Origin of the sequence: Rubidibacter lacunae KORDI 51-2 (genome assembly GCF_000473895.1) — a bacterium.
Lineage (GTDB): Bacteria > Cyanobacteriota > Cyanobacteriia > Cyanobacteriales > Rubidibacteraceae > Rubidibacter > Rubidibacter lacunae.
Genome location: NZ_ASSJ01000001.1, coordinates 58,766 through 80,810, shown reverse-complemented (window position 1 = coordinate 80,810; position 22,045 = coordinate 58,766). Strand labels below are relative to the sequence as shown.

Below are 22,045 nucleotides of genomic sequence, written 5' to 3'. Positions count from 1 at the left end.
GACCTCAGGCCGTCTCCGGCTTGGGCAAAGACGAGGGATGCAGCAGCAAGTCTGCCGTCGAGCGCTGCTCGACCATGTGCCGCGTCACTTTGCAACGGCGGACGTCCTTACGCGAGGGCAGGTCGTACATGATGTCGAGCATCAACTCCTCGATGATGCCGCGCAGTGCACGGGCACCTGTCTTGCGACGGTAGGCTTCCTGAGCAATTGCGCAGACGGCATCGGCACTGAATTCCAGGTCGATGTTGTCCATCCCAAGCAGTTTCTGGTACTGCTTGACAAGCGCGTTACGCGGCTGAGTGAGGATCGCTGAGAGTGCTTCCACATCGAGCGGTTCGACTACTGCCGCTACCGGCAAACGGCCGACGAACTCGGGAATCATGCCGAACTTCACGAAGTCGTCCGGCTCTAGGTGACGGAGAATATCCGCCGTACGCTTCTCTTTTGAGGGAGTTTCGCCGGGTCGAACGAAGCCCATGGATTTCTTGCCAATCCGTCGCTCCACGACCTTGTCAAGTCCGACAAACGCACCGCCGCAGATGAACAAAATGTTGGTCGTGTCGATCTGAATGCAGTCTTGGTAAGGGTGCTTGCGGCCGCCCTGAGGCGGCACGTTTGCAACTGTTCCTTCCAGCATCTTCAGCAAGGCTTGCTGAACGCCCTCGCCCGACACATCCCGCGTAATGGATGGGTTTTCGCTCTTGCGCGCAACTTTATCGATTTCGTCGATATAGACGATCCCGCGCTGAGCCTGCTCTACGTCGAGGTCGGCTACTTGTAGCAGGCGCAACAAAATATTTTCCACGTCCTCGCCGACGTAACCTGCCTCCGTTAATGTCGTCGCATCGGCAACGGCAAAGGGCACGTCCAAAATTTCCGCCAGGGTTTGTGCCAATAGCGTCTTGCCACAACCGGTTGGACCGATCAGCAGAATGTTTGACTTCTGCAACTGCACCCGGTCCTCAGTTGTTCCCTCGGCTTGTAGCGAACTCAAGCGCTTGTAGTGGTTGTACACCGCTACCGATAGCACTTTCTTGGCCTCGTCCTGGTCGATAACATGCTCGTCAAGATAGGTCTTGATCTCCCGGGGTTTGGGAATTTGGTGAAAGGCAATGCGTTCTGTGCTGCGACGCTTGTGATGCGATTCGTCAGCTGGCGGCACGGGCTGTGGAGCCCGCGGGGTGGCATCGACCAACTCGTCGTCGAGAATCTCGTTACACAACTCGACGCACTCGTCACAGATGTAGACTCCGGGACCGGCGATTAGCTTGCGGACTTGCTCTTGTGATTTCCCGCAAAACGAACATTTCAGATGGGAGTCGTATTTAGACATACTGCCTCGCATGGTGCTTCAAGTGGCAGCCGCAACTGGGGATGCCTGCTCCAACCGCGCGATCGCCCGGTCGATTAATCCGTACTCCGCCGCTTCGCGTGCCGACATGTAAAAATCTCGGTCGGTATCTTCGGCAATGCGCTCCATGGGCTGCCCGGTGTGCTTGACCAACAACTCATTGAGCGTCTGCTTGATGTAAAGAATCTCGCGCGCTTGTATCTCGATATCGGCAGCCTGACCGCGCGCGCCCCCCAAAGGTTGGTGGATCATGATACGAGCATTGGGAAGTGCCATGCGTTTGCCGCTCGCACCTCCAGCCAAAAGAAACGCGCCCATACTAGCAGCCAACCCGTAACAAATCGTTGCTACGTCCGGACGGATCTGCTGCATCGTGTCGTAAATTGCCATGCCCGCGTAAACCGCACCGCCGGGCGAGTTGATGTAGAGTTGAATGTCCTTCTCGGGATCTTCAGCTTCCAAAAATAGCAGCTGAGCAACGACCGAATCAGCAACAGTATCGTCTACTGGCGAGCCGAGGAACACGATCCGCTCGCGCAAGAGCCGCGAGTATATATCAAACGCCCGCTCGCCCATCCCTGACTGCTCGACCACCATCGGTACAACGCCGTCGAAAGCGGCAATCACCGAAAAGTCGCGCAGCGAGTGTAGGGAATGGGAGTTGGGTAATGCGGACAAGATCGTCATGCTATGTGCAAGCAATGCAACGAGCGGTTTCTCCGACCATTATGCCTCAATTGACTTAGAGGTTTAGGGTCCCGAGACGGGAAACCTTAGAAGGCTTTTAGGAAGGGCAAATGCCCTACTCTTCTTCTTGTGTTGGCAGCGATCGGGTCGCCTCCTTCGCTGACTGCCGATTACGGGTTTGGTTCCGCGGTCGGCGCGTCCTCCGCGGCTCCATCGCCCGTCGAGCTGGCTGCAGACGCATCCGCTACGACCTCGACTGACTCGGTTCCTTGGTCGGATTCTTCATCTTCTGCAGCTTCCGCCTCGAAAGTCCCTTGAGGGACATATTCAATCTCCGCACGCTCTTCCAACCAATCCAGGGCAAGCTCGCGTGCAATTGTCATGCGAACTGCACCTTGAATTTGCTCCTGTTCGACCTCGGAAGCAGAGCGTCCGTTCTGGGACTCAAATTCGGCCAGCACGTCCTTGAGTTTCTCTTCAATTGCCTCTTGAGTCGGTTCCAATCCTTCGCGGTCGGCCAGTGCCTCCAATGCGAGCGTGCCTCGCAGGCGCTTCTCGGCGTCGGGCCGGGCGCGATCGCGCATAGCAGGAAGGGATTGCTCGTTGAAGAGCTGCCGAATATCCATTCCCATTTGTGCTAGTTGCATAGCCGATTGCGTAAGCAGAGTTTTGAGCTCCTCTTCAATCAGTGTTTGAGGGAGATCGACGTGCAACTGCTCCACCAGAGCGTCGAGCAGCCGCGCGCGAACGCCGTCCTTCGTGTTTGTCTCCGCTTGTTCGGCAAAATCAGCAGACAGAAACTCTTGCCAAGCCGCTAGCGTATCGAAGTCGTCATTCGTGGCTTCTTGCACGAAGTCATCATCGAGTTCGGGCAGCTCCAGCACCTTCAACTCTTTAAGCGCAACAGTAAAGACGACGTCCTTGCCTTGCAAGTCTTCGCGCGGATATGGCGTGGGGAAGGTAACGGGGATTTGCTTGGTTTCGCCCGGTTGCATTCCGACTACACCCTCGAGCAGCCCCTCAACCATCTGCCCGGCGGCGATCGTACATTCGTAGCCGCTGGCTTCCGTTCCCTCTATGGGTGGTGAGTCGTCCGCAGCATCGGGGAAGCGTCCGGCAAAGTCGATCTCGACCGAATCATCCATAGCAGCCGGGCGATCTTCCACGGGAACGAGTGTGGCAGCTTCCTTGCGCAAGCGCTCGATATGCAACTCGACATCCTTGGCATCCAACTCGTACTTTTCGGCACGAATACTGAGCTTTTCGTACGACCCGCCCAAATCGATTTCTGGCGAGACATCAACCGCAACTCCAAAAGCAAAAGGCTGCCCCGGCTCGAAACGTGACGTAAGTTCCTCGGGAGATTGACGGAGCTGTGGATCGCCAAGGGCTTTAATATCAGCTTCTCGGACGGCTTTCTCTAGCTTGTCCGACATGAGTTCTTCAATCGCCGCTGCTTTTATGCGCTGGCGACCCATCCGTTGTAGCAATACCTGACGCGGCACCTTGCCCTTGCGGAACCCAGGAATGTTCGCCGATCGCGCGATGTTGCTGACGACTTTTTCATAAGCCTTCTTCGTGTCATCGGCGGAAACTTCAATGCCCAATCCAACTTGGCTGTTGGCGAGTTTCTCCTGGGTTACTTTCATTGTCAAATCGACCTCGATGTGCGGCAGAAACAGTTACTAGGTGCGGTCATTTTTCGGCTGGCAGATGCCATCGCGGTTGAGCCAGAAGCGCTCCGAAAGAAGCTGCCTCCGAACCATAACCCGTAGCGCGATCGCACCCACATGCTAGCGAAGCCTCACGGCAACCGCGACGCTTATGCTAGCACCCCAGCCCCGGTATCTCGCACAGTCCGATTGAAAGCCGGGGTAACTCTTCACGGCTCGCGGGCAGCCTAGAGGAGAGCGTCTGGCAACTTGAGTGCGCGCAGGGGGGCGGTTCGACCCCCTATAATTAGTGACGCGGGCATCGCGATCGGCGCAAACCCAGCGTGCTTGGTGGTGCTGTACAGGGGAGGGCCTCTATTTTGTCTGAGGGAGTTCGGGTCGCAATTCTTGGTGCGACAGGTGCGGTGGGAGCGGAGCTACTAGAGCTCCTGGCTACCAGGAGCTTCCCCGTGGCAGAGTTGAAACTTTTAGCCTCGCCGCAGTCAGCAGGTAAGATGCTGAACTTTAAAGGCGAACCGCTGACAGTGGAAGCAGTGACGTCCGAGTCATTTCGAGATATAGATTTGGTACTAGCGTCGGCTGGCAGCGCGATCTCCAAAGCGTGGGCGCAAACGGCAGTCGAGTCGGGGGCCGTCACGATCGATAATTCCAGCGCCTTCCGCATGGATCCGAAGGTGCCTCTCGTCATCCCGGAAATTAACCCTCAAGCGATCGCTACCCACCACGGGATTGTTGCCAATCCCAACTGCTCGACGATTTTGATGGCGATGGCCGCGTATCCGCTCCACCGCGAACAGCCCATCCGCCGAGCGATCGTCGCTACCTATCAGTCAGCTAGCGGCGCGGGCGCGCGGGCGATGACAGAACTCAAAACCCAAGCGCGTTCGATTCTCGACGGCAAGGCTCCCCCAACGGAAGCATTCCCATTTCCGCTAGCGTTCAACGTGTTTCCACACAACTCCGACCTCAGCGACAACGGCTACTGCCAAGAAGAACTGAAGATGGTGTATGAAACGCGAAAGATTTTTGGCGTGCCCGACTTACGCATGACGGCGACCTGCGTGCGCGTACCCGTACTGCGCGCTCATTCCGAGGCGGTTAATCTGGAATTTGACGCGCCCTTTCCAGCGAGTCGCGCGCGGGCGCTCCTCGCCGATGCACCGGGGGTCACCCTTTTAGAAGACTGGCAAGCCAACCGTTTCCCCATGCCGATCGATGCTGCCGGACAAGACGATGTCTTTGTCGGTCGCATTCGCCAAGATCTTTCGCATCCCTGCGGTTTGGAGTTATGGTTGAGCGGCGATCAGATTCGGAAAGGCGCGGCGTTGAATGCCGTACAGATTGCCGAATTGCTCCTTCGCGAGCGAGGTTTGCGTCCGACTGCAGCCGCTACTGAGAACTTAGTGCGAACGGAGTAACGATCGCGTGACGGATAGCAGCACGACAGGAGCGCCTTTCGGGCGGACAATCGCGGCAATGGTAACGCCCTTTGGGGCAGACGGCAACGTCGATTACGCCGTAGCCGAGCGCCTGGCCGTCCACCTGCTCGACAACGGCAACGATGCTCTCGTCATCTGCGGGACGACTGGCGAGTCGCCGACTCTGACTTGGGATGAGGAATACCGGCTCTTTCAAGTCGTGCAAGCGGCCGTTGGCGATCGCGCTCCGGTTTTAGCCGGAACGGGCTCGAACTCCACCCGCGAGGCGATCGCGGCGACGGAGAAGGCTGCTAAACTAGGCATGAGCGGTACGCTTCAAGTCGTGCCTTACTACAACAAGCCGCCGCAGGCAGGGCTTTACGCGCACTTCAGGGCAATTGCTCGAGCATGTCCCGAACTACCCTTAATGCTGTATAACGTTCCGGGACGGACGAGCCGGGACCTCGCCGCGGAGACGGTGGCAGATTTGGCCGAGATCGACAACATTGTCGCAATTAAGGATGCTAGTGGTAGCGTAGAGCGTGCGGCAGAACTGCGCCGTCTCACCCCACCGGAATTTGCAATTTATTCGGGCGAGGATGCCCTGACGTTACCGATGCTTGCCGTGGGTGGTGCAGGAGTAGTGAGTGTTGCCAGCCACGTGGCAGGAGTTCACCTGCAAACGATGATCCGCGCATTCTTCGCTGGAGATGTGAATACTGCCCGAGACCTGCATTTGAGGCTGATGCCGCTATTTTCAATTTTATTTGCAACGACAAATCCCATTCCCATCAAGGCAGCGCTCCGCTTGCAAGGATGGCCGGTAGGCACCCCGCGATTGCCCCTGGGGGACATCCCATCCAACCTCCAAGCGCAATTGTCGGCGGTCCTGGAAGAATTAGGCGTGTTGTAGCCAATCGGTACGTTACGATTCCGTTCGGACAACTTCACAGCTGTGGCTTGCGTCGGCTTGTGCGGGAACGCAAACGTCGGGTTCTGAATGGCGAGCGCGTCGGCGCGCGTGCAGGTCTAGCCGTATAGCCTTCTTCCACATAACCCTCGTGCCCTTTAGCGAATTATTGATACCAATTATTGATGCTACCCAAAGCGCAGTTTGTTCAATCGACTTGGAGAATCGCGAGAAACTAAGATGAGCGATAACGTCAACCAACCGGCATTGAAAATCGTTCCCTTGGGGGGATTGCACGAAATTGGTAAAAACACCTGCGTGCTCGAATACGACGACGAGATCCTTTTGATCGACGCCGGTATCGGCTTCCCCAGTGACGACATGCACGGCGTTAATGTCGTGTTGCCGGACATGACCTACCTGCGCGAAAATCGCCACAAAATCAAGGGAATGGTCGTCACCCACGGACACGAAGACCACATCGGCGGCATTCCCTACCACCTCAAACAGTTCGACATCCCGGTCATCTACGGCCCGCGCCTGGCGATGGCTCTTCTGCACAACAAGCTCGAGGAAGCCGCCCTGAGCGATCGCACGGCGATCAAATCGGTCTTGCCGCGCGACACGGTTCGCATCGGACGCTCCTTTTTCATCGAGTTCATCCGCAATACGCACTCGATCGCCGACAGTTGCTGCCTCGCCATTCATACCCCGCTGGGCGTGGTGGTGCATACGGGCGACTTCAAGATCGACCACACGCCGGTCGATGGCGAACACTTCGACTTGCATCGCCTTGCCGAGCACGGGACAAAGGGCGTCCTTTGCTTGCTGAGTGACTCGACCAATGCAGAAGTGCCGGGACACACGCCCTCCGAGCAGTCGGTCCGCCCCAACCTCGATCGCATCTTTGCCACAACGAACGGGCGCTTGCTGGTGACGACCTTCGCCTCGTCGATTCACCGCGTACGGATTTTGTTGGAACTCGCTGCCAAGCACGGGCGCGTTGTATCGGTGGTGGGACGATCGATGCTCAACACGATCGCCCATGCTCGCAATCTCGGTTACATCAATTGCAAAGACGACCTGTTCGTGCCCTTTAAGGGTTTGAATAAGTACCCGGATGAGAAGGTCTTGATCTTGACTACGGGCTCTCAAGGCGAGCCGCTTGCAGCCTTAACGCGGATCTCGCGCGGGGAGCACCAGCATATCAAGATCCGCGAAGGCGATACGGTGGTGTTCTCAGCCAACCCGATTCCGGGGAACACGATCGCTGTCGTCAATACGATCGACCGCTTGATGATGCAGGGAGCGAACGTACTGTATGGCCGCCATCTAGGCATCCATGTATCCGGTCATGGCAGCCAAGAAGATCACAAGTTGATGCTGGCGTTGGTGAAACCAAAGTTCTTCGTGCCCGTTCATGGAGAGCATCGCATGTTGGTCAAGCACGCGGCAATGGCCCGGTCTGTCGGCATCCCGCAGGAAAACATGGTCGTGATTAATAACGGCGACATCGTTGAGGTTACTGCCGATCGGATCGGCATCGGCGGTCAAGTCCCGTCGGGTATCGAACTAGTCGATCGCTCGGGAATCGTGCACAAAGAGGTCCTGCGCGATCGCCAGCAACTGGCTCAAGACGGCACGCTGGTTGTAGCAGCAGTTTTGGATGGAGCGGGCAAATTCTTAGCTCCACCGCAGGTCAGCCTGCACGGAGTCGTTACGCCGATCGCGACGAGCGCAATTCAATCGCTGGTCGCGCGCACGGTGACGCAACTCGTGGACAACCGGTGGAGCGAGTTCGTTCGCTCCAGCAATCGCGGTGCAAACGGTATTGATTGGGCGGGGTTGCGAGCGGAACTCGAAAGCAGTATACAGCGCTTGGTCCGCCGAGAGCTTCGCAGTCAGCCGCTGGTGGCCCTGGCACTCACCGCTGTCGGTGCCGATGCTGCGATCGAGGCGGTAAACGCTGTCGATGCAGCCGCTAACGGTAATGCAAAAGGCAAGATCGCTGGTGACTCAACCACTGGCAGTAGCGCCAACGGCGACACGAATGGTAACGGGAAGTCAACCGGACGGCGCCGCCGGCGCTCGGCAGCGATGGCAGCATCGTAGGTCTTAAACCGCAGTCACTCGCTTGCAACTTGTCGGACTCGACCCCCTCCTCCCAAGCGGAAGAGGGGGTTAAATTAAATTTTGAGAGAGAGTTCGTGCAGCACGTCTGGGGAACGCAGCTACATTTCGGGCGTCTCGGGTGTTGCCGGGCTTGTCAAGACAGTCTAGGCTTTTCTTAACAGTCGCTCGCAGGTCGTCCGCGATCGCCCGCCATCGCGCCTCGATGCTGCGGTTTCACGTTGCGGATCTATGCTGACGCCCGACAAAAAGCACCGCCCGCTATATGCCCGATCGCGCTATGCTCGACCGCAGCGAAAGCCGCTGCCGTTTTGGCTCCTCGGCAGCGCGATCGCGATCGCCTCAACTGGACTCGGCGCGTTCCTCGCATCGCCCGGTCCGAGTTACCTCTGGCAATTGGCGCGCCCGACGACGTCGTTGCCGACGCTAGTTCCGAGCTTGGAGCCGCTAACCGAACTCGTCGTTATGCGCTTCGAGGAAATCCCTGCGCCTGCACCTTGGCCGGAGATCGGCGATCGCGCGCGGTTGGCGAAAGTGCCGATTTTGATGTATCACGACATTTTGCCGGAGAAGGAAGTTTTCTTCGATGTCACGCCGGAAGAGCTGGAAGCGCACTTCGAGTTGTTAAGCGCTGAGGGCGTCCGGCCCGTTAGCATCGATGCCGTGGTGAAGCATTTGCGAACGGGCGTGCCGCTGCCGCCGAAGCCCGTGCTGTTGACCTTCGACGACGGCTACGGCGGACACTACGAGTACGTTTATCCGCTGCTACAGCGCTTCGAATACCCAGCGGTATTGTCCATCTACGTCAACAAGATGGACCAAACCACCGGACGTAGCAGCGTCACCTGGGAGCAACTTGCCGAACTCGCTGCCGACCCGCTCGTCACGATCGCCTCCCACAGCATTTCACACCCGAACGACCTGCGCCCGCTGCCGGACGCCGAGTTACGCGAGGAGGTTTTTGTCTCAAAGCAAATCCTCGAAGAGCGGCTGGGCATCGAAATCGACTACTTTACCTATCCAGTTGGTAAGTCTGACGAGCGCGTGCGGGAACTCGTCGCCGAAGCCGGATACGTGGCTGCCTTGTCGATGGACGATTACAACGAAGACTATGCGGGCACATCGGACGACTTGCTCCAGATCGCGCGCTTCGGTCAGTCGCGCATCGAAGAAGTCATCGAGTCCGCCTGGGGCGGGTTTCCCCTGGCACGGAGAGATGGTGCCGCTAATTTCACCACTCCGATTCGCAAACAGGATCGAGAAGCTAATGGCGTTCGCGTGCGGTTGATTCGCGGCGGCCGGCCGACGACGATTCACGCCGATAGTCGCTATCAGGTCGCGGAGATTTTGGCGGGGACGGACGCGATCGCGGCGGTTGACGGCGGCTTTTTCTCGTTACGGGACCTGAAAGCCAACACGATGATCGGGCCGGTCCTCAGTGCCGAGAGCCAGAACTGGGAGGAGTTCGTTCCCGGAAATCCGGGCGAAAATCCCCTGCTGCGCGATCGCCCGCTGGTGCTGATCGGCAGCGATCGCGTGGCGTTCGTCCCGTTCGACCCGGACGCTCACAATACGCGGACCGGATTGAGCGACGCGCTGCCGACCGTCACCGACGCCTTTGTCGCGGCCGCCTGGCTGGTTCGAGATGGCTCACCACAGTCGCGCGCCACGTTCCGCGATCTGTATGGCTTCGATGCCATACGTTTCCGGGCCTTTTGGGGCATCGATCGCACCGGACAGCCGGTCATCGGCGTCACGACTTCGCGGACCGACTCAGTGACGTTGGGGCAAGCGCTTCACGAGTTGGACTTCCGCGATGCTGTCATGCTGGATTCGGGGGCGAGCACGTCGCTGGTTTACGAAGGTGCATCACAGGTGGAATACACGCCGCGTCCGGTCCCGCATGTCGTCGCGCTATTCCCGCCCGAGGTTACGCCATCGGACATAACTGGAGTCGACGATCCCGCGGACGGCTGGCCGATGCTGTTGGAGTAGATCGGGTCAACTTGACAGGGCGATCGCGCTCCGAAGCAGAACCCGATGGTGTCCGCGTGGGGGATTGCTGGGGCGCCCCGGACTTGGCTGGATGCGAACGAGCTGCTTGTCCGCCGGCTAAAGCTCGGCACGGACCTTGAACTGGTAGTCGCCGCCGGGTTCGAGTTGGTAGTCGCTGCGCTCTAGAAAGCGACCCAGTGGTTCGAGGATCAACGCGCGACCTAGGGACGGCTCGACGACCAGCTGGCTTTGCCGGAAGCGCCATTGGAATTGCCATTGATAGGATGCCGCGCGGACTTCGCCCTCGATGCAACCCTGTTGCCAGGATTGTTGCGTGATGCGAACGTGGGCAACGGTTTCGGGGAGGCGTTTGCTCATCGGGACGGCAGGGGAGCAGACTGATATGCTCTTCGCGGCAGATCGCTGGGCGATCGCGACGAGCGACATTGTGAAGCAATTAAGCACCCACATTAGCAAACCTAGTCCCTTGGCGCGACCGCTTTGGGCGGACGCGAGAGCGATCGCCCGGCCGCTAGCATCCGCAGTGGACGAATTGGCGCGTGCTACTGCACGCCGATACTGCGACCCGACGACCCGAACGCGAGCGATCGCTCCGACGGAAATGGTTCCCACCCGACCTCAAAGCCCTCGGCTTGAGCGATCTGCCGTGCTTTGCGAAACACCTCGAAACTATCCGGCCGCACGACAAACGCCAGATAATCGCCTCGCGGGTTGAGACTGGCGAGTAATTGGCGGAACTCCGAACCTGGGCGTGCCAGGTCGCCGGACGACTCGCCATCGGCATTGGCGACCAGTTCGAATTCGATTGCGCCCGTTCCGGAAAGGCGCACGCGGTAATCATCAGTGGTGGTACGGAAGTTCTTCAGCTGCTGCGAGCGCGCCTCGAGGCAGCGCTGGTAGTCCCCCACTCGATCTAGGTAGCGGTCCCAAGCGTTGTAGGTTTTGGACCTCGGGGGCAAGGGCTCGGGACAATCCGGTAGCTCGTAAGCATATCCATCAACCTGCACGTCTACGGAATTCATGCTGGCGGTCAAGTTGAAAACTTCGTTGCCGTTGGCTTCGAGGAAATGAGCTTGCTTGCGGCTGGGAGCGACCAAGGGTGTCCGGACGATCGTGCCAGTTTCCACGGCCACGAGGCTGACGAACAGGCCGATGAACATCAATACGCCGACCGTATTGGTGAGGATATCGAGGAAAGAATCCAGGTTCTGCTCGGGAGCAGTAAAGCGGATGGGACGGCGGCGGTGCATAGCTCGGTCGAGGAGTAGAGGTGTATGGAAAGCAAGCCGAGGCGAGCGTTGAGGCGGTCGCACAAATTTGGCGGCATTTGTGACCGGCGGCAGTTGTGTCCGGTGGTAGCCGAGTTACGCAGGGTTTCGAAGCAAACGCGCTTCGAGAGAAATCCGTTCAGGGCGAATTCGGTAACGCTTCGGCTCCTGCTTCAACGCGCAATTGCCAGGTCTCATCAATAGGCTCGAAGCCCAGGTCGATCTCGCGCCGCTCGATGAGCGTGCGGACGGCGTCGAATAGGGAAACGCCGCTGGGGCGCACGGCGGCGATCAGATACTCCGAATCGCGTCGCTGTTCGATCTCGTCGAGTAACTGTACTAAGGGCGATTTAGCGTCATCAAGATTGAGGACCGACACGAAGACTTCACCGGGATGGATAACAACACCATCGCCGCGGATTTCGATGTAGCGCGGTACTTTTTGCTGGGTGCGTCCCGCTTCGAGCCGTGCCACGATCGCTACCTCGCGATCGCTATCGAGCATTTGAGCGGCAATGACGACAATCAGCAAAATCAAACTGCCAATGGTGCAAGCCAGAACAGACAGGAAGGGAAACAGTTCCAGTTGCGGGCGCGCGAGCGGGGTAGAGGGGCGGCGCATGGCTTACTCGTCTACTCGTCGTTATTTTCCATCAGGATGATGCGGCGCGGCTGGCGCAACTGCTCCAAGACGGGCTTGAGTTGCGCGAGGCGATCGCTGACGCCGTCGAAGGTTGCTTGCAGTTTGTTACCGGTTTGGAGATCGCGGATCGCCCCCTCGACGCTGGCGTGCAGTTGGGCGAGCTCGGCAGTTTGAGCGGCCAGGCGCTCGATGCTGGCAACGCGTTGGTCGAGGGCAGCCGCCGCCGCTTCCAGATGTTGGGCGAGTTCGGCCGCGCGGTCCTGCAAGCGAGCGGTTGCATCGGCGTTGCTCGCTTGCAGCTCGCCGAGCAGCATGGCAGTGGCGGTGCGAAGTTCGTCGATTGCAGCAGTTACAGCAGTTTGCTGCACGTCGTGCTGGCGGGCGATCGCCTCGGCGAGGGATTGGTGACGCTCGAAGGTGCACTCGCTTTCGGTTTGCAAGCGTGCGAGCAATTGTCCGGCCACCTCGCGCACCGGACCGACTTCGGCGATGAAGTTTTGGGCGAGTTCGCTGGCGGCGCGTTCGGCGTAGTCGCGTGCGGGCTGAAGCAACGCCTCTGGTGCGGGCATGTGCGCTTGGATCGAGCCGGCCACAGCGTCGCGGATGACATCGCTGACGCGCTCTTCGGTCGGCTCGTCGAGCTTGGATAACAGGCGATCGCTGATGTAAATATCTAGATTTAGCAGTAAGCGGGCTTCTAGACGTTCCACCAGCGAGAGCGGCACCATCACCAGCACGCTAAGCAGCAATGCCAGCAGCGTGGTATCGAATGCCACAGCCAAGCCCGTTGTTACATTGCCAATGCCCTCGCGCAGGCTATCCACATCGGCGGCGGCATCCAGAAACCCAGAAAACCCGGCCACCGCCCCGCTGATGCCAACCACCGTGCCGATAAACCCGAGCAACGGAATCGCCCACACTAGGATGCGTGGAAAGGCGTAGGACGCTCCCGATGCTGATTGATAGAACGATGAATCGTCGGCCGCTTGCTCGGTTGCTTGCCGGGCGCTGCCTGTTTGGATGTAGGTCCCCAACGCGCGACGGTAGCGTGCAGGTGCCAAGTGAGGCGATCGCGCCAAGTTCTCGTAAAGCTGTGCCACCTGGGGCCCGGTGGCGGGTTTCAGGTACGACGAGCCCGGGACCCAAGCACGGTTCGCAACTTGCTGTTCGATCGCGAGCTTGTAGGCTTTAAGACCGGTGAAGGCCGCGACAACCCACGCAAAATAGATAACAACGTATTGAGTGAAGCCCCGTTCGAACAACAACTCGCCGAGATAGCTCCGCTCGGGAACGATGACAACGGTGAGCAACGTCAGCGCCAGTCCGATCCCGAGTGGAATTGGAATCGGCACGTCCAGCTCTTGCCGCTGGGCGTCTTGCCGGGAAGGTTGCTGAAGCATAGTGCGGTTCCTCGGCTGCAGGCAGGGTAAGTTGGTCTTTCTCATTTAAGCCGATCTGCACCGCTGCTCTGCCCGCGGCGATCGCGAGGACTCGACTCTCTTGCCCGAGAAGGGCTGGCAGCTGTTTTCCCGGCTCGATGAGGCGCAACTTTCGGACGCACCGATGCTTTCGGCAGACAAACACTTGGCGGGAGGAGCGCTAGGACGCTAGAAATAACGTTGCCCGACTATCAGCGTCGGCTGCAACCTGAGAGCTAATTGCGAACGAGCAGGCGATCGCGCCTCCGATAGCGCGGCGAGGTGCCAACGATCGTTCGCGTGTATGAAGAAGTACAAAACCGACGAAACCCAGGCGCGCCCTTTGCTCGAACGAATCGCTCAGTCGCCAAACGATTCAGGCTGTGCTTCGCGGAGCCTATCTGAATCGACGATCGTCAGACGGTTTGTCATGTAATGCTGAATAATAACGGGGGTAAGGGCGAATCCGGCAATGATGAGTAAGTCGAACATGGTGTCAAGCTCCTTGCTGGGTAGGGACTGGGGTCAGCCAATCGTTGAAAAGAGGCATCGCATGTAATTGCGCTACGCGAGCAGATGTTGCTTCGCCAAGACATGGATTAAGACTGCCTTCGACCGGAAAAAGCTCCAGCCGTGACGTTAAATTACCTCTACTAGATGGGGTGAAAGCTGTCACCCGGCATTCACATCGCGTCAGCGTGTATCCAGAGGAATCCTTCTCAGGTAACGCTGGTGGAATAAGGTTGCCGAGCGATCGCTCGCATTCAGTTTTCCCAGTAACAGTCCACCCGGATTGCGACAGGAATCATTCACCAGGGGAAATCTTGTCGGATTGGCGTGCATCGCGGGCGGGCAATCGCCGAATGCGATCGAGCAGTTGCTTCAAACCGACGGCTGGACGCGCGGTTGCCCGAGGGTTGTTATATAGAGAACGGCTTCGTCTTCGGGAATACCGAGGACGTCATTGACGAGGTCGTCAAAAAAGCCCGCAATTCCGCTCGCGCCCAGTCCCAAATGGATGGCTGCCAAGTTCAACCGCTGCCCGAGATGTCCGGCATCGGCATGTAAGTACCGATAGACGCGATCGCCGTAGCGCTGAATCGCCTGCCGCAGGTCGGCAGTATGGAAAACGATGGCTGCTGCATCGCGTCCGAGTTCCTGGCCGAGACAAAGGTAGTGCAACTCACGTCGGAAATTCTTGAAGCGAATCTGCCGCAACTCTTGAGCCATGGGCGCGAAGTAGTAGCAGCCTGCCTCCAGATCGCTGACGCCCGATACGGCAACAAACGTGGAAATTAAATTCAGGTCGAAATAGTCCGGCATCGGGTCGAGACCGTCATCGGCGTAAGCTTGCGGCTGGTAGGTGAAGTGAAGCAGCGCATTTAACTCTTCGAGGCTCAAATTAGAGCCGGTGTAGGCGCGCGTCGATCGCCGCCGCAGCATTGTTGTCGGCAGTCCGCTGAGGTCCGACTCCCAATCAATGCCAGGGCTGGTGACCGGTACCTTCAAGCAGAATGGAAAGTTGTATTTGTCTTCCTGGATGGATTCGGGTTGCCGCCGCAGCATCTCGCCAGAGGGTTCGGTTTTGATGCGAGTTTGTTGGTGTAAATAGTGCAGCAATTCGCCATCGGGAAGGCTCGGGAAGTACGTCGTCGTTCCCGACGGTAGGACCGTAAGCCGTCTTGGCGTGAGATTTTGGTCGATTTCGAGTTGGTCGGCCAGGGCCGCGATCGCCGTGACGCCCTCGCGATCGGCGTCCAGATAAAGCAACGCGTTGGCTGTATCGTCGTTGAAGCCGCCAATCAGATGCGGGCGCAAATCGGTCAGCGAACCGATCAGTTCGAGGTTGCCGAGCAGATGGCCAGTATCTAGGAAAATGCGCCGGTACGCGCGATCTTCATAGCGCCAGGCCGACCGGAAAAACACCGCCGTCGTTACCAAGGCAAGCTGAGTATTTTCAAGCACCGGATGCCAGAAGCACGCAGCTTGCAGCTCGGACCAGACCGAATCTTCCCAGAAATGGACTAGCTTGTGCGTGAGGCATTGATAGTTGTAAAGCCCGGGAGGCATGAAAGCCATGCCGCGCACGATCAAATAAAGTTCCGCGGGGTACAACCCACCAGCTGAAGGCGACGCTCGCAAATACATCGGATCGCTGCCCGGAGGTGAGACTTTGGCCGTGATGCCGTAACTGCAGCGTAAAAACAGCGACAACCTCTGCCACCGACGCCAATCCGGGTCGGCTTCGGGCTGCGGGTCGTGGAGATAAGGCTTGAGGTCGTAGGTGGTGCCGATCTTGTAGGTTTTGAACGGTACGGGCTGATTGTCCCAGTCAAGCGCTCGGTTTTTGGCGGCGAGGGTATCTGGGTCGTACTTGGTGCGCTCGTGGTAGTGCTGCGCGATTGACGTTGGCATCTCGGACATAACCGCGTGCCTGATGTGGTGAGCGTTCTTTCCTATTTAACAACAGTAAACCCGTTGCGCCTGGAGTGCGGCGATCGCCGGAGTGTTGTTGGATCTAGGCGACGGCAGCGGAATATTAACATTAACGACGTTCTTCAGGGGGGTCATTGCTGAGGACTTACAGCACTGGAGACCGTACGGGTGGGTGTTGGAAATATTTGGTGGGCATTAAGCTCGGAATACTCCTCGTAAAACCCTTGCACGGAACATAGCAAGGTGGGGATGTTTGTGCCCGCAAGCCGGTCGCTCAACGAACTTAAGAGTCAACCGTGTAGCACCTGGGGAAAACGAACAAAGCCCATTGCCAAGGAACGCTAGACGATGGTGTTTTTGACTCGTCGTAGGGGCGAGATCCGCTCGAGGTTGAGATTGGGTCCGGTCAGGAAACTGTCGGATATGATAATGCAATTCAACAGATGGAACCCGGTCACAAATAATCGGTTGGGGCGCATCTTCCGACCCTTTTGGTAATACGCTTCCGGATATTAACTCAACAGTTGCTTACGAGCATTTTCACAAAGACTTAGAACCTCGGGGCGGGCAATCTCTTCAGGTGAAATCATCGCAAGACAAGCTAAATTTTCGGGTCTTAAAGGTGAATGGTGAGGGTGTCTATATCGATTAAAATTATCATCTATTATGCGGCAAAATCACAACTTTCAAGACTGTAGTTGAAGTATCTTTACCTCCACGACTTGCCCCGCTTGCCCGTCAGTTTTGTGGCGGCATCTCTGAGTTCTGAATCAGTTAAAAACAGTGCGCTTCCAAGAATAGTAAGTGCACTGTTTTTCGATCGCGCAACGGCGCAAAGTATCGCAAAATCTTTGTCCGCACTTAAATCTTGAGCGCACTTACATTGTCACGAACTCTTCGGCAACAGATGGGTGAATGCCGACCGTGGCATTGAAGTCAGCTTTCTTGGCACCCATCTTCACCGCGATCGCCATGCCTTGAATAATCTCTGCCGCGTGGTCGCCGACCATATGCACGCCGAGGACGCGATCGCTGTCTCGCTCGACTACAAGCTTGAGCATCGAGCGCTGGCGGCGCGGAGTCAAAGCGTAATAAGTGGCAGCAAACCGGGCGCGGTAGGTGTCGATCGCCTCGTTGCCGTAGCGCTCGCGAGCCTGCGCTTCACCTAGTCCGACGGAAGCTGCTTCGGGCGTCGTGAAGATCGCGGACGGCACGTTTTCGTGGCTCATTACCCAGGGTTGCTTGCCGTATTCTGTATCGACGAAGGCGCGACCTTCGCGGATGGCAACGGGCGTGAGGTTGACGCGATTGGTGCAGTCTCCGACCGCGTAGATGTTGGGTTGCGTCGTGCGGCTATGTTCGTCCACCGCGATCGCGCCGCTGGAGGTTTCGACATCGGCATTTTCAAGTCCGAGTTTCTCTAAGTTCGGGCGGCGACCGACGGCACTGAGGATCAGATCTACTTCAATCGGGTCGCCCTGCTCGAAGCATACTTTTAAACCGCTGTCGACGCGTTCGATCTGCACCGGCCACCCGACTTGACTTTTCTGCAGGATCCGGATGCCCTGTTCGCCCATTGAATTTTGTAGGTGTTCGCGGAGATCGTCATCGAAGCCCTTGAGGATGAGGTCGTGTTTGGTGAACTGGGTGACTTCAGTGCCGAGGTGGTGAAGAATGCAGGCAAACTCTGAGGCAATGTAGCCGCTGCCGATCGCGAGCATGCGCTTTGGCTGTTCGGGCAAAGAAAACATGGCGTCGGAGCTAACAGCGTGCTCGATGCCTTGAATGGAGGGATGAACGGGTTTGCCGCCAACAGCAATGAGGATTTTATCGGCCGTGACTTTGCGATCGCCCGCTTCGACGGTATGGGGATCTAACAACCGCGAGTAAGTCCGATGAATATCCACTTCGGCCAGTTTCGTCACGTAGATGTCGTTGAGGCGGCGCAGTTCCTTATCGATCGCCGAGACGAGGTGCGGCCAATCGAGTTGACTGTTGACCGGCGACCAACCGTAGCCGGTGGCATCTTCATAAAAGTCGGGAAAATGCGACGCATAGACCATCAGCTTTTTGGGAATGCAGCCGCGATTGACACAGGTGCCCCCAAGGCGATCGACTTCGGCGAGGCCGACTTTGGCTCCGTAGCCAGCTGCCCGGCGCGCAGCAGCGATGCCACCGGAGCCCCCGCCGATGACGAATAGGTCGTAATCGTAGCTCATGGGTTGCCTCTTGGATTTATCTTCTCCAAGTCTAGGTCGTGCTGGCAGACTGCGATTTCATACTTGTTGAAAAATCCGGTTGGTAGGAAGCCTTACTGACAACAAGCTTGCTAGAAATACCGTCAGGTCCTCCGCGAGCAGTAAGGGTTCTGCAAGCGGTAACGGTCTGCTTGCAATATCCTGCAACTTTGCGGTTCCAGCACGCCGGCGCGATCGCGATTCTGCGCAACGACTTCAGCAATCCGGCCGTAACTTCAAAAAATGCATGCAAGCCGTCCGACAAGCCAAACCAATATCCCGATCCTTGGAAAGGCTTTCCCCCGAGCGGTGTGCGATTGCTTAGTTCTGTCCGAACATCCCTCGGGGGTGGGGATTTTTGAGGTCTTGAAAACAACTGTCGGGCGGGACGTTCTCCTACGGGAGACGCCGCCAGCTTCCTATAAATGGCTTGGTTATACCAATTTTCACAATGTCGATCGCTGATGAGGCCAACAATCCCGAGGGGTAAAGGTTCCCAATCTGCTATCTGACTAAGCACTTCCTTGGGTTGATATAATAAAAGATTGTTCAAAGATTCTTGACATAAAGCGATGCAAGCAATCGCATTATTGCTTCGCTTACCGATAGCCCATGACTTCTACGCCGAACATCGACCGACTGTCCCAAGCACTCAACCCACTTCTGAAATCGGCATACGACCTACTCCAGCAGAGCAAAGCGGCATTTGCCCTGGCACACAAAACGACAGCGACGCGATTGGCAAAGACATTCAGCTTCGTGCCTAAGCCTGACACCGTTGCAGTTGCGGATGAGACCTTTGCCTTCCTCCAACAGCGTTTAGAGCGGCTTCAGTCCGCCGATTGGCACGACGCCGAGTGCGGGGTTTACCCAAAAAGCCTGCTGTTTGATAACCCTTGGCTGGATTTCTTGACGCTCTACCCAGCATTAGTCTTGGACTTGCCGAACACCTGGGAATGCGTTCGCAATCGTCGCTATCAAGATGTACCTGCAGATGTCAGCACTGAAGGCTATCCGAAATATTACCTGCAGAAATTCCACAACCAAACTGACGGCTACCTTAGCGACTCCTCAGCCGAGCTTTACGACCTACAGGTGGAATTACTGTTCAACGGCTCGGCAGATGCCATGCGCCGTCGCATTTTAGCTCCGCTGAAGCAGGGTTTGGAGTATGCCTTCGCAGCGGTTCCTCAATCATTGGTACGCGTGCTCGATGTGGCCTGCGGGACGGGTCGGACGTTGCGCATGTTGCGGGCAGCGCTTTCCCAAGCCTCGTTGTACGGGACGGATTTGTCGCCTGCTTACTTGCGCAAGGCAAATGCGCTGATGTCTGAGCTGCCGGGCGAGCTGCCGCAGTTGCTGCAAGCGAATGCCGAACAGTTGCCCTATGCCGACAGCTATTTCCACGGCATCACCTGCGTGTTTTCGTTTCACGAGCTGCCGGGCGACGCGCGCCAGAATGTCATCAACGAGATTTATCGCGTGTTACAGCCGGGCGGGACGTTTGTTATTTGCGACTCGGTTCAGGCGATTGACTCGCCGGAGATGCTGCCGCTTATGAAAAACTTTCCGGCTACGTTCCACGAGCCCTACTACAAGCACTACATCACCGACAATCTAGAAGATCGCCTGCGGAGTGCTGGTTTCGAGGTGGAATCTGTCTACAACTACCTCGCGAGTAAGTACTGGGTCGCGCGCAAGCCGTTTTAGGAGGCGAGCCTCCCTGCAGTGACGTTCGCAAACTGCCCCGCGTGACGCGATGGTGGTGCAGTCGGGGGGCTTAAAGCAACAGTTGCGTTTTGAAGCCGCGTCTTGCCAGCAGGCGATTTCTGACGATCGCGCAGCCAGCAACTAGCGCTTGGCAAGGCAGGTCCTATGCCCGCGATCGCCGTACCTCTTAAGCTGTTCTCTACAGTTCCAAAGGCATCTCAGCCGAACGCGCTCTTATCATCCAGTTGCTGGCGTAGGGATAAAGCCTTGACTTGGGCGTAGCGTCCTTCCAAATCGGCAAGCGTTGCCAGGGTCGCTATCCCGCCTTCCAGCGCAGCAGCAGGGTACTGCACTAATCTAGATGCCTTCAAGAATGTCTCTACGCCCACACCAGATGCGTAGCGCGCTCCCCCCGACGCCGGCAAGGCGCGATCGCAGCCAGCCAGGTAATCGCCCGCCGCCAAAGGAGTTTCTTGCCCGAGGAAAATCGTCCCTGCATGGCGCACCGACTCCAGCAGCGCCCACGGATCCCGCACTGCAAGTGCTAGACGCTCAGGCGCAAACTCGTTTGCTAGCGCGATCGCCTCAGCCATCGACCCGACTACCGCAATCGATCCGTAATGGGCGATCGCCTTTTCAGCGAGCGTCCGGCGCGGGTGTGCTGGCAGCAATTGCTCTACAGCCTTTTGAACACCCCGGGCAAAATCGATGTCTGCTGTCAGCAACACGGCAGCTGCCATCGAATCCCGTTCGGCTTCGGCCAGCATATCTGCGGCCACTATTGCTGGGTCGGCACTGTCATCAGCCACGATTGCCAACTCCGTCAGTCCCTGCAGCCCGTCAACGCCCGTCGTGCCGTAGGCCAGCTGTTTCGCCAGCGCCACATCCACATCGCCGACCCCCGCGATTGCATTGGCGGCAGGAATCGTCTCGGTACCGTACGTTAGCGCTGCGATCGCGGCAGCTCCCCGCACGCGATAGATCTCGGTAATGCCTGCTTCCTGCGCTGCCACCAGGACGGCTGGGTGCACGCGCCCGTCGGCTTCCGGGGCTGCAACTAAAACCGCGCGCGCCACGCCCGCTATTCGAGCTGGCACTGCCAGGGCGATCGTCGTTGCTGCGCCAGCGGACTGACCGCCGTCCACATAAATCCCCGCGCAATCCACTGGCTGGTAGCGCCGACCCCAGACGCGTCCGCCCGCGCCGAACTGCACCCAGGGGTGCAGCAGTTGCTGGCGGTGAAAGGCCTCGACCTCGCGATAGGCTGCGCGCAGGGCGTCGATAGCTTCTTTGGAAAGCTGTTGATACGCTGCATCCAGTTCCGAGCCAGTCGTGCGGAGCGGTTCGCGGGCGCCGGCTTCAAAGATCGCGCGATCGCCGATACGCCGAACTCGACCGAACAGCTCGCGCACGGCCGCTTCCCGGTCGGCAATTTGAATGTCGCGAATGCGGTTGCCGATACGCCGCAGCTCCATCCGAGCCTCGGCAACATTAGTGATGATTCGCAGCATGCAGCTCGACACCCCTCCTCGCTACTACAAGCAGACCGCCTACAACGCCTCTTGAAGCGCCGTAAAGCCAATCGGAAGTTTTGCAAGCGGTCTAGTCGCACAATCGCTGTCGGAGGTCAGCGGAAGTGTCACCCCGGCTCGAATGCCCGGCACCTTAGGCCTTGGCAGTGCTCGGATGCGGCTGGTTTAAGTTTAGCGCTTGGCTCGGTGGCGGCCGCGCGATCGCCGTCGTTGCCTACCGCATGTCAGCGCGCGATCGCGCCCGACAATCCACGACCGCATGGGAGTCTCTCGATTTGAGGTGCCGGGCGTTCCACCAGCGTCACCTCAGCTTGCGAGATAATGTGCGAGCTAGGACAGGACGCGATCGCCTGCTCCTCGCACGTCACGCGCAAGCACCGGCAACCGCCATGAAGAAACTCGGGAACATCGATGCATTTGCCCGACCGATCGGCGATCGCCGTCTCGGCCGTTGCAGCGATCGCGAATCCGGCTATCGGCAACTGGTCGAGCTGTGTCGGCTGGGCGAAGTCGATGCCGCTCGGCATCTGGCAGACAAGCATCCAGCTTGGGGCTTCGCGATTGCCGGCAGTGAAGTTGTCGAGCGCGAAGAGAGCTAGCGTTGCTGCTGCGCGCG

17 protein-coding genes are annotated in these 22,045 nt (G+C 58.0%); 6 read left to right on the top strand and 11 right to left on the bottom strand.

Annotation, left to right across the window (positions count from 1 at the left end; all coding sequences use genetic code 11):
* Nucleotides 1-4: 4 nt before the first annotated feature.
* The 3 genes from clpX to tig form a co-directional block, all read right to left on the bottom strand.
* Nucleotides 5-1,333: an ATP-dependent protease ATP-binding subunit ClpX gene (gene clpX, locus KR51_RS00280; protein WP_022603709.1), complete on the bottom strand. Its 1,329-nt coding sequence runs from the start codon at nucleotides 1,331-1,333 to the stop codon at nucleotides 5-7.
* Between the two features lie 18 nt (nucleotides 1,334-1,351).
* On the bottom strand, nucleotides 1,352-2,038 hold the full coding sequence (gene clpP, locus KR51_RS00275) for an ATP-dependent Clp endopeptidase proteolytic subunit ClpP (protein ID WP_022603708.1): 687 nt from the start codon (nucleotides 2,036-2,038) through the stop codon (nucleotides 1,352-1,354).
* A 170-nt stretch (nucleotides 2,039-2,208) separates the two neighbouring features.
* Nucleotides 2,209-3,687 (bottom strand): trigger factor, encoded by a 1,479-nt coding sequence (gene tig / locus KR51_RS00270; RefSeq protein WP_022603707.1) that lies wholly within the window; start codon nucleotides 3,685-3,687, stop codon nucleotides 2,209-2,211.
* A 383-nt stretch (nucleotides 3,688-4,070) separates the two neighbouring features.
* Here tig and KR51_RS00265 point away from each other — a divergent pair, with 383 nt between their 5' ends.
* The 4 genes from KR51_RS00265 to KR51_RS00250 all read left to right on the top strand — a co-directional run bounded on the left by KR51_RS00265 (nucleotide 4,071) and on the right by KR51_RS00250 (nucleotide 10,164).
* Nucleotides 4,071-5,129, top strand: coding sequence for an aspartate-semialdehyde dehydrogenase (locus KR51_RS00265; RefSeq protein ID WP_022603706.1), 1,059 nt, complete (start codon nucleotides 4,071-4,073; stop codon nucleotides 5,127-5,129).
* Nucleotides 5,130-5,136: 7 nt separating this feature from the next.
* Nucleotides 5,137-6,042 (top strand): 4-hydroxy-tetrahydrodipicolinate synthase, encoded by a 906-nt coding sequence (gene dapA / locus KR51_RS00260; RefSeq protein WP_022603705.1) that lies wholly within the window; start codon nucleotides 5,137-5,139, stop codon nucleotides 6,040-6,042.
* A gap of 237 nt (nucleotides 6,043-6,279) precedes the next feature.
* A complete protein-coding gene (locus KR51_RS00255) occupies nucleotides 6,280-8,151 on the top strand; it encodes a ribonuclease J (protein WP_022603704.1) in 1,872 nt (623 codons plus the stop codon).
* A gap of 249 nt (nucleotides 8,152-8,400) precedes the next feature.
* Nucleotides 8,401-10,164: a polysaccharide deacetylase family protein gene (locus KR51_RS00250; RefSeq protein WP_022603703.1), complete on the top strand. Its 1,764-nt coding sequence runs from the start codon at nucleotides 8,401-8,403 to the stop codon at nucleotides 10,162-10,164.
* A 117-nt stretch (nucleotides 10,165-10,281) separates the two neighbouring features.
* Here KR51_RS00250 and KR51_RS00245 read toward each other — a convergent pair whose 3' ends face one another.
* From KR51_RS00245 to gorA, 7 genes are all read right to left on the bottom strand, one after another.
* Nucleotides 10,282-10,542: a DUF3146 family protein gene (locus KR51_RS00245; protein WP_022603701.1), complete on the bottom strand. Its 261-nt coding sequence runs from the start codon at nucleotides 10,540-10,542 to the stop codon at nucleotides 10,282-10,284.
* A 185-nt stretch (nucleotides 10,543-10,727) separates the two neighbouring features.
* A complete protein-coding gene (locus KR51_RS00240; protein ID WP_022603700.1) occupies nucleotides 10,728-11,435 on the bottom strand; it encodes a hypothetical protein in 708 nt (235 codons plus the stop codon).
* A gap of 157 nt (nucleotides 11,436-11,592) precedes the next feature.
* On the bottom strand, nucleotides 11,593-12,075 hold the full coding sequence (locus KR51_RS00235) for a hypothetical protein (RefSeq protein ID WP_022603699.1): 483 nt from the start codon (nucleotides 12,073-12,075) through the stop codon (nucleotides 11,593-11,595).
* Between the two features lie 11 nt (nucleotides 12,076-12,086).
* On the bottom strand, nucleotides 12,087-13,496 hold the full coding sequence (locus KR51_RS00230) for a MotA/TolQ/ExbB proton channel family protein (protein WP_022603698.1): 1,410 nt from the start codon (nucleotides 13,494-13,496) through the stop codon (nucleotides 12,087-12,089).
* 378 nt (nucleotides 13,497-13,874) lie between these two features.
* A complete protein-coding gene (locus KR51_RS20830) occupies nucleotides 13,875-14,006 on the bottom strand; it encodes a hypothetical protein (RefSeq protein WP_022603697.1) in 132 nt (43 codons plus the stop codon).
* Nucleotides 14,007-14,396: 390 nt separating this feature from the next.
* Nucleotides 14,397-15,938: a SagB/ThcOx family dehydrogenase gene (locus KR51_RS00225; RefSeq protein WP_022603696.1), complete on the bottom strand. Its 1,542-nt coding sequence runs from the start codon at nucleotides 15,936-15,938 to the stop codon at nucleotides 14,397-14,399.
* 890 nt (nucleotides 15,939-16,828) lie between these two features.
* The gene (gene gorA, locus KR51_RS00220; RefSeq protein ID WP_022603695.1) at nucleotides 16,829-18,169 is read right to left on the bottom strand and encodes a glutathione-disulfide reductase; all 1,341 of its coding nucleotides are present in this window, start codon (nucleotides 18,167-18,169) and stop codon (nucleotides 16,829-16,831) included.
* A gap of 630 nt (nucleotides 18,170-18,799) precedes the next feature.
* Between gorA and KR51_RS00210 the strand changes: the two genes are divergently transcribed.
* Nucleotides 18,800-19,897, top strand: coding sequence for a class I SAM-dependent methyltransferase (locus KR51_RS00210; RefSeq protein ID WP_022603693.1), 1,098 nt, complete (start codon nucleotides 18,800-18,802; stop codon nucleotides 19,895-19,897).
* A 218-nt stretch (nucleotides 19,898-20,115) separates the two neighbouring features.
* Here KR51_RS00210 and hisD read toward each other — a convergent pair whose 3' ends face one another.
* Nucleotides 20,116-21,408, bottom strand: coding sequence for a histidinol dehydrogenase (hisD, locus tag KR51_RS00205; protein ID WP_022603692.1), 1,293 nt, complete (start codon nucleotides 21,406-21,408; stop codon nucleotides 20,116-20,118).
* Nucleotides 21,409-21,569: 161 nt separating this feature from the next.
* Here hisD and KR51_RS18565 point away from each other — a divergent pair, with 161 nt between their 5' ends.
* Entirely contained in the window at nucleotides 21,570-22,028 is a 459-nt protein-coding gene (locus KR51_RS18565) for a hypothetical protein (RefSeq protein ID WP_051357986.1), read from the top strand.
* Nucleotides 22,029-22,045 lie beyond the last annotated feature (17 nt).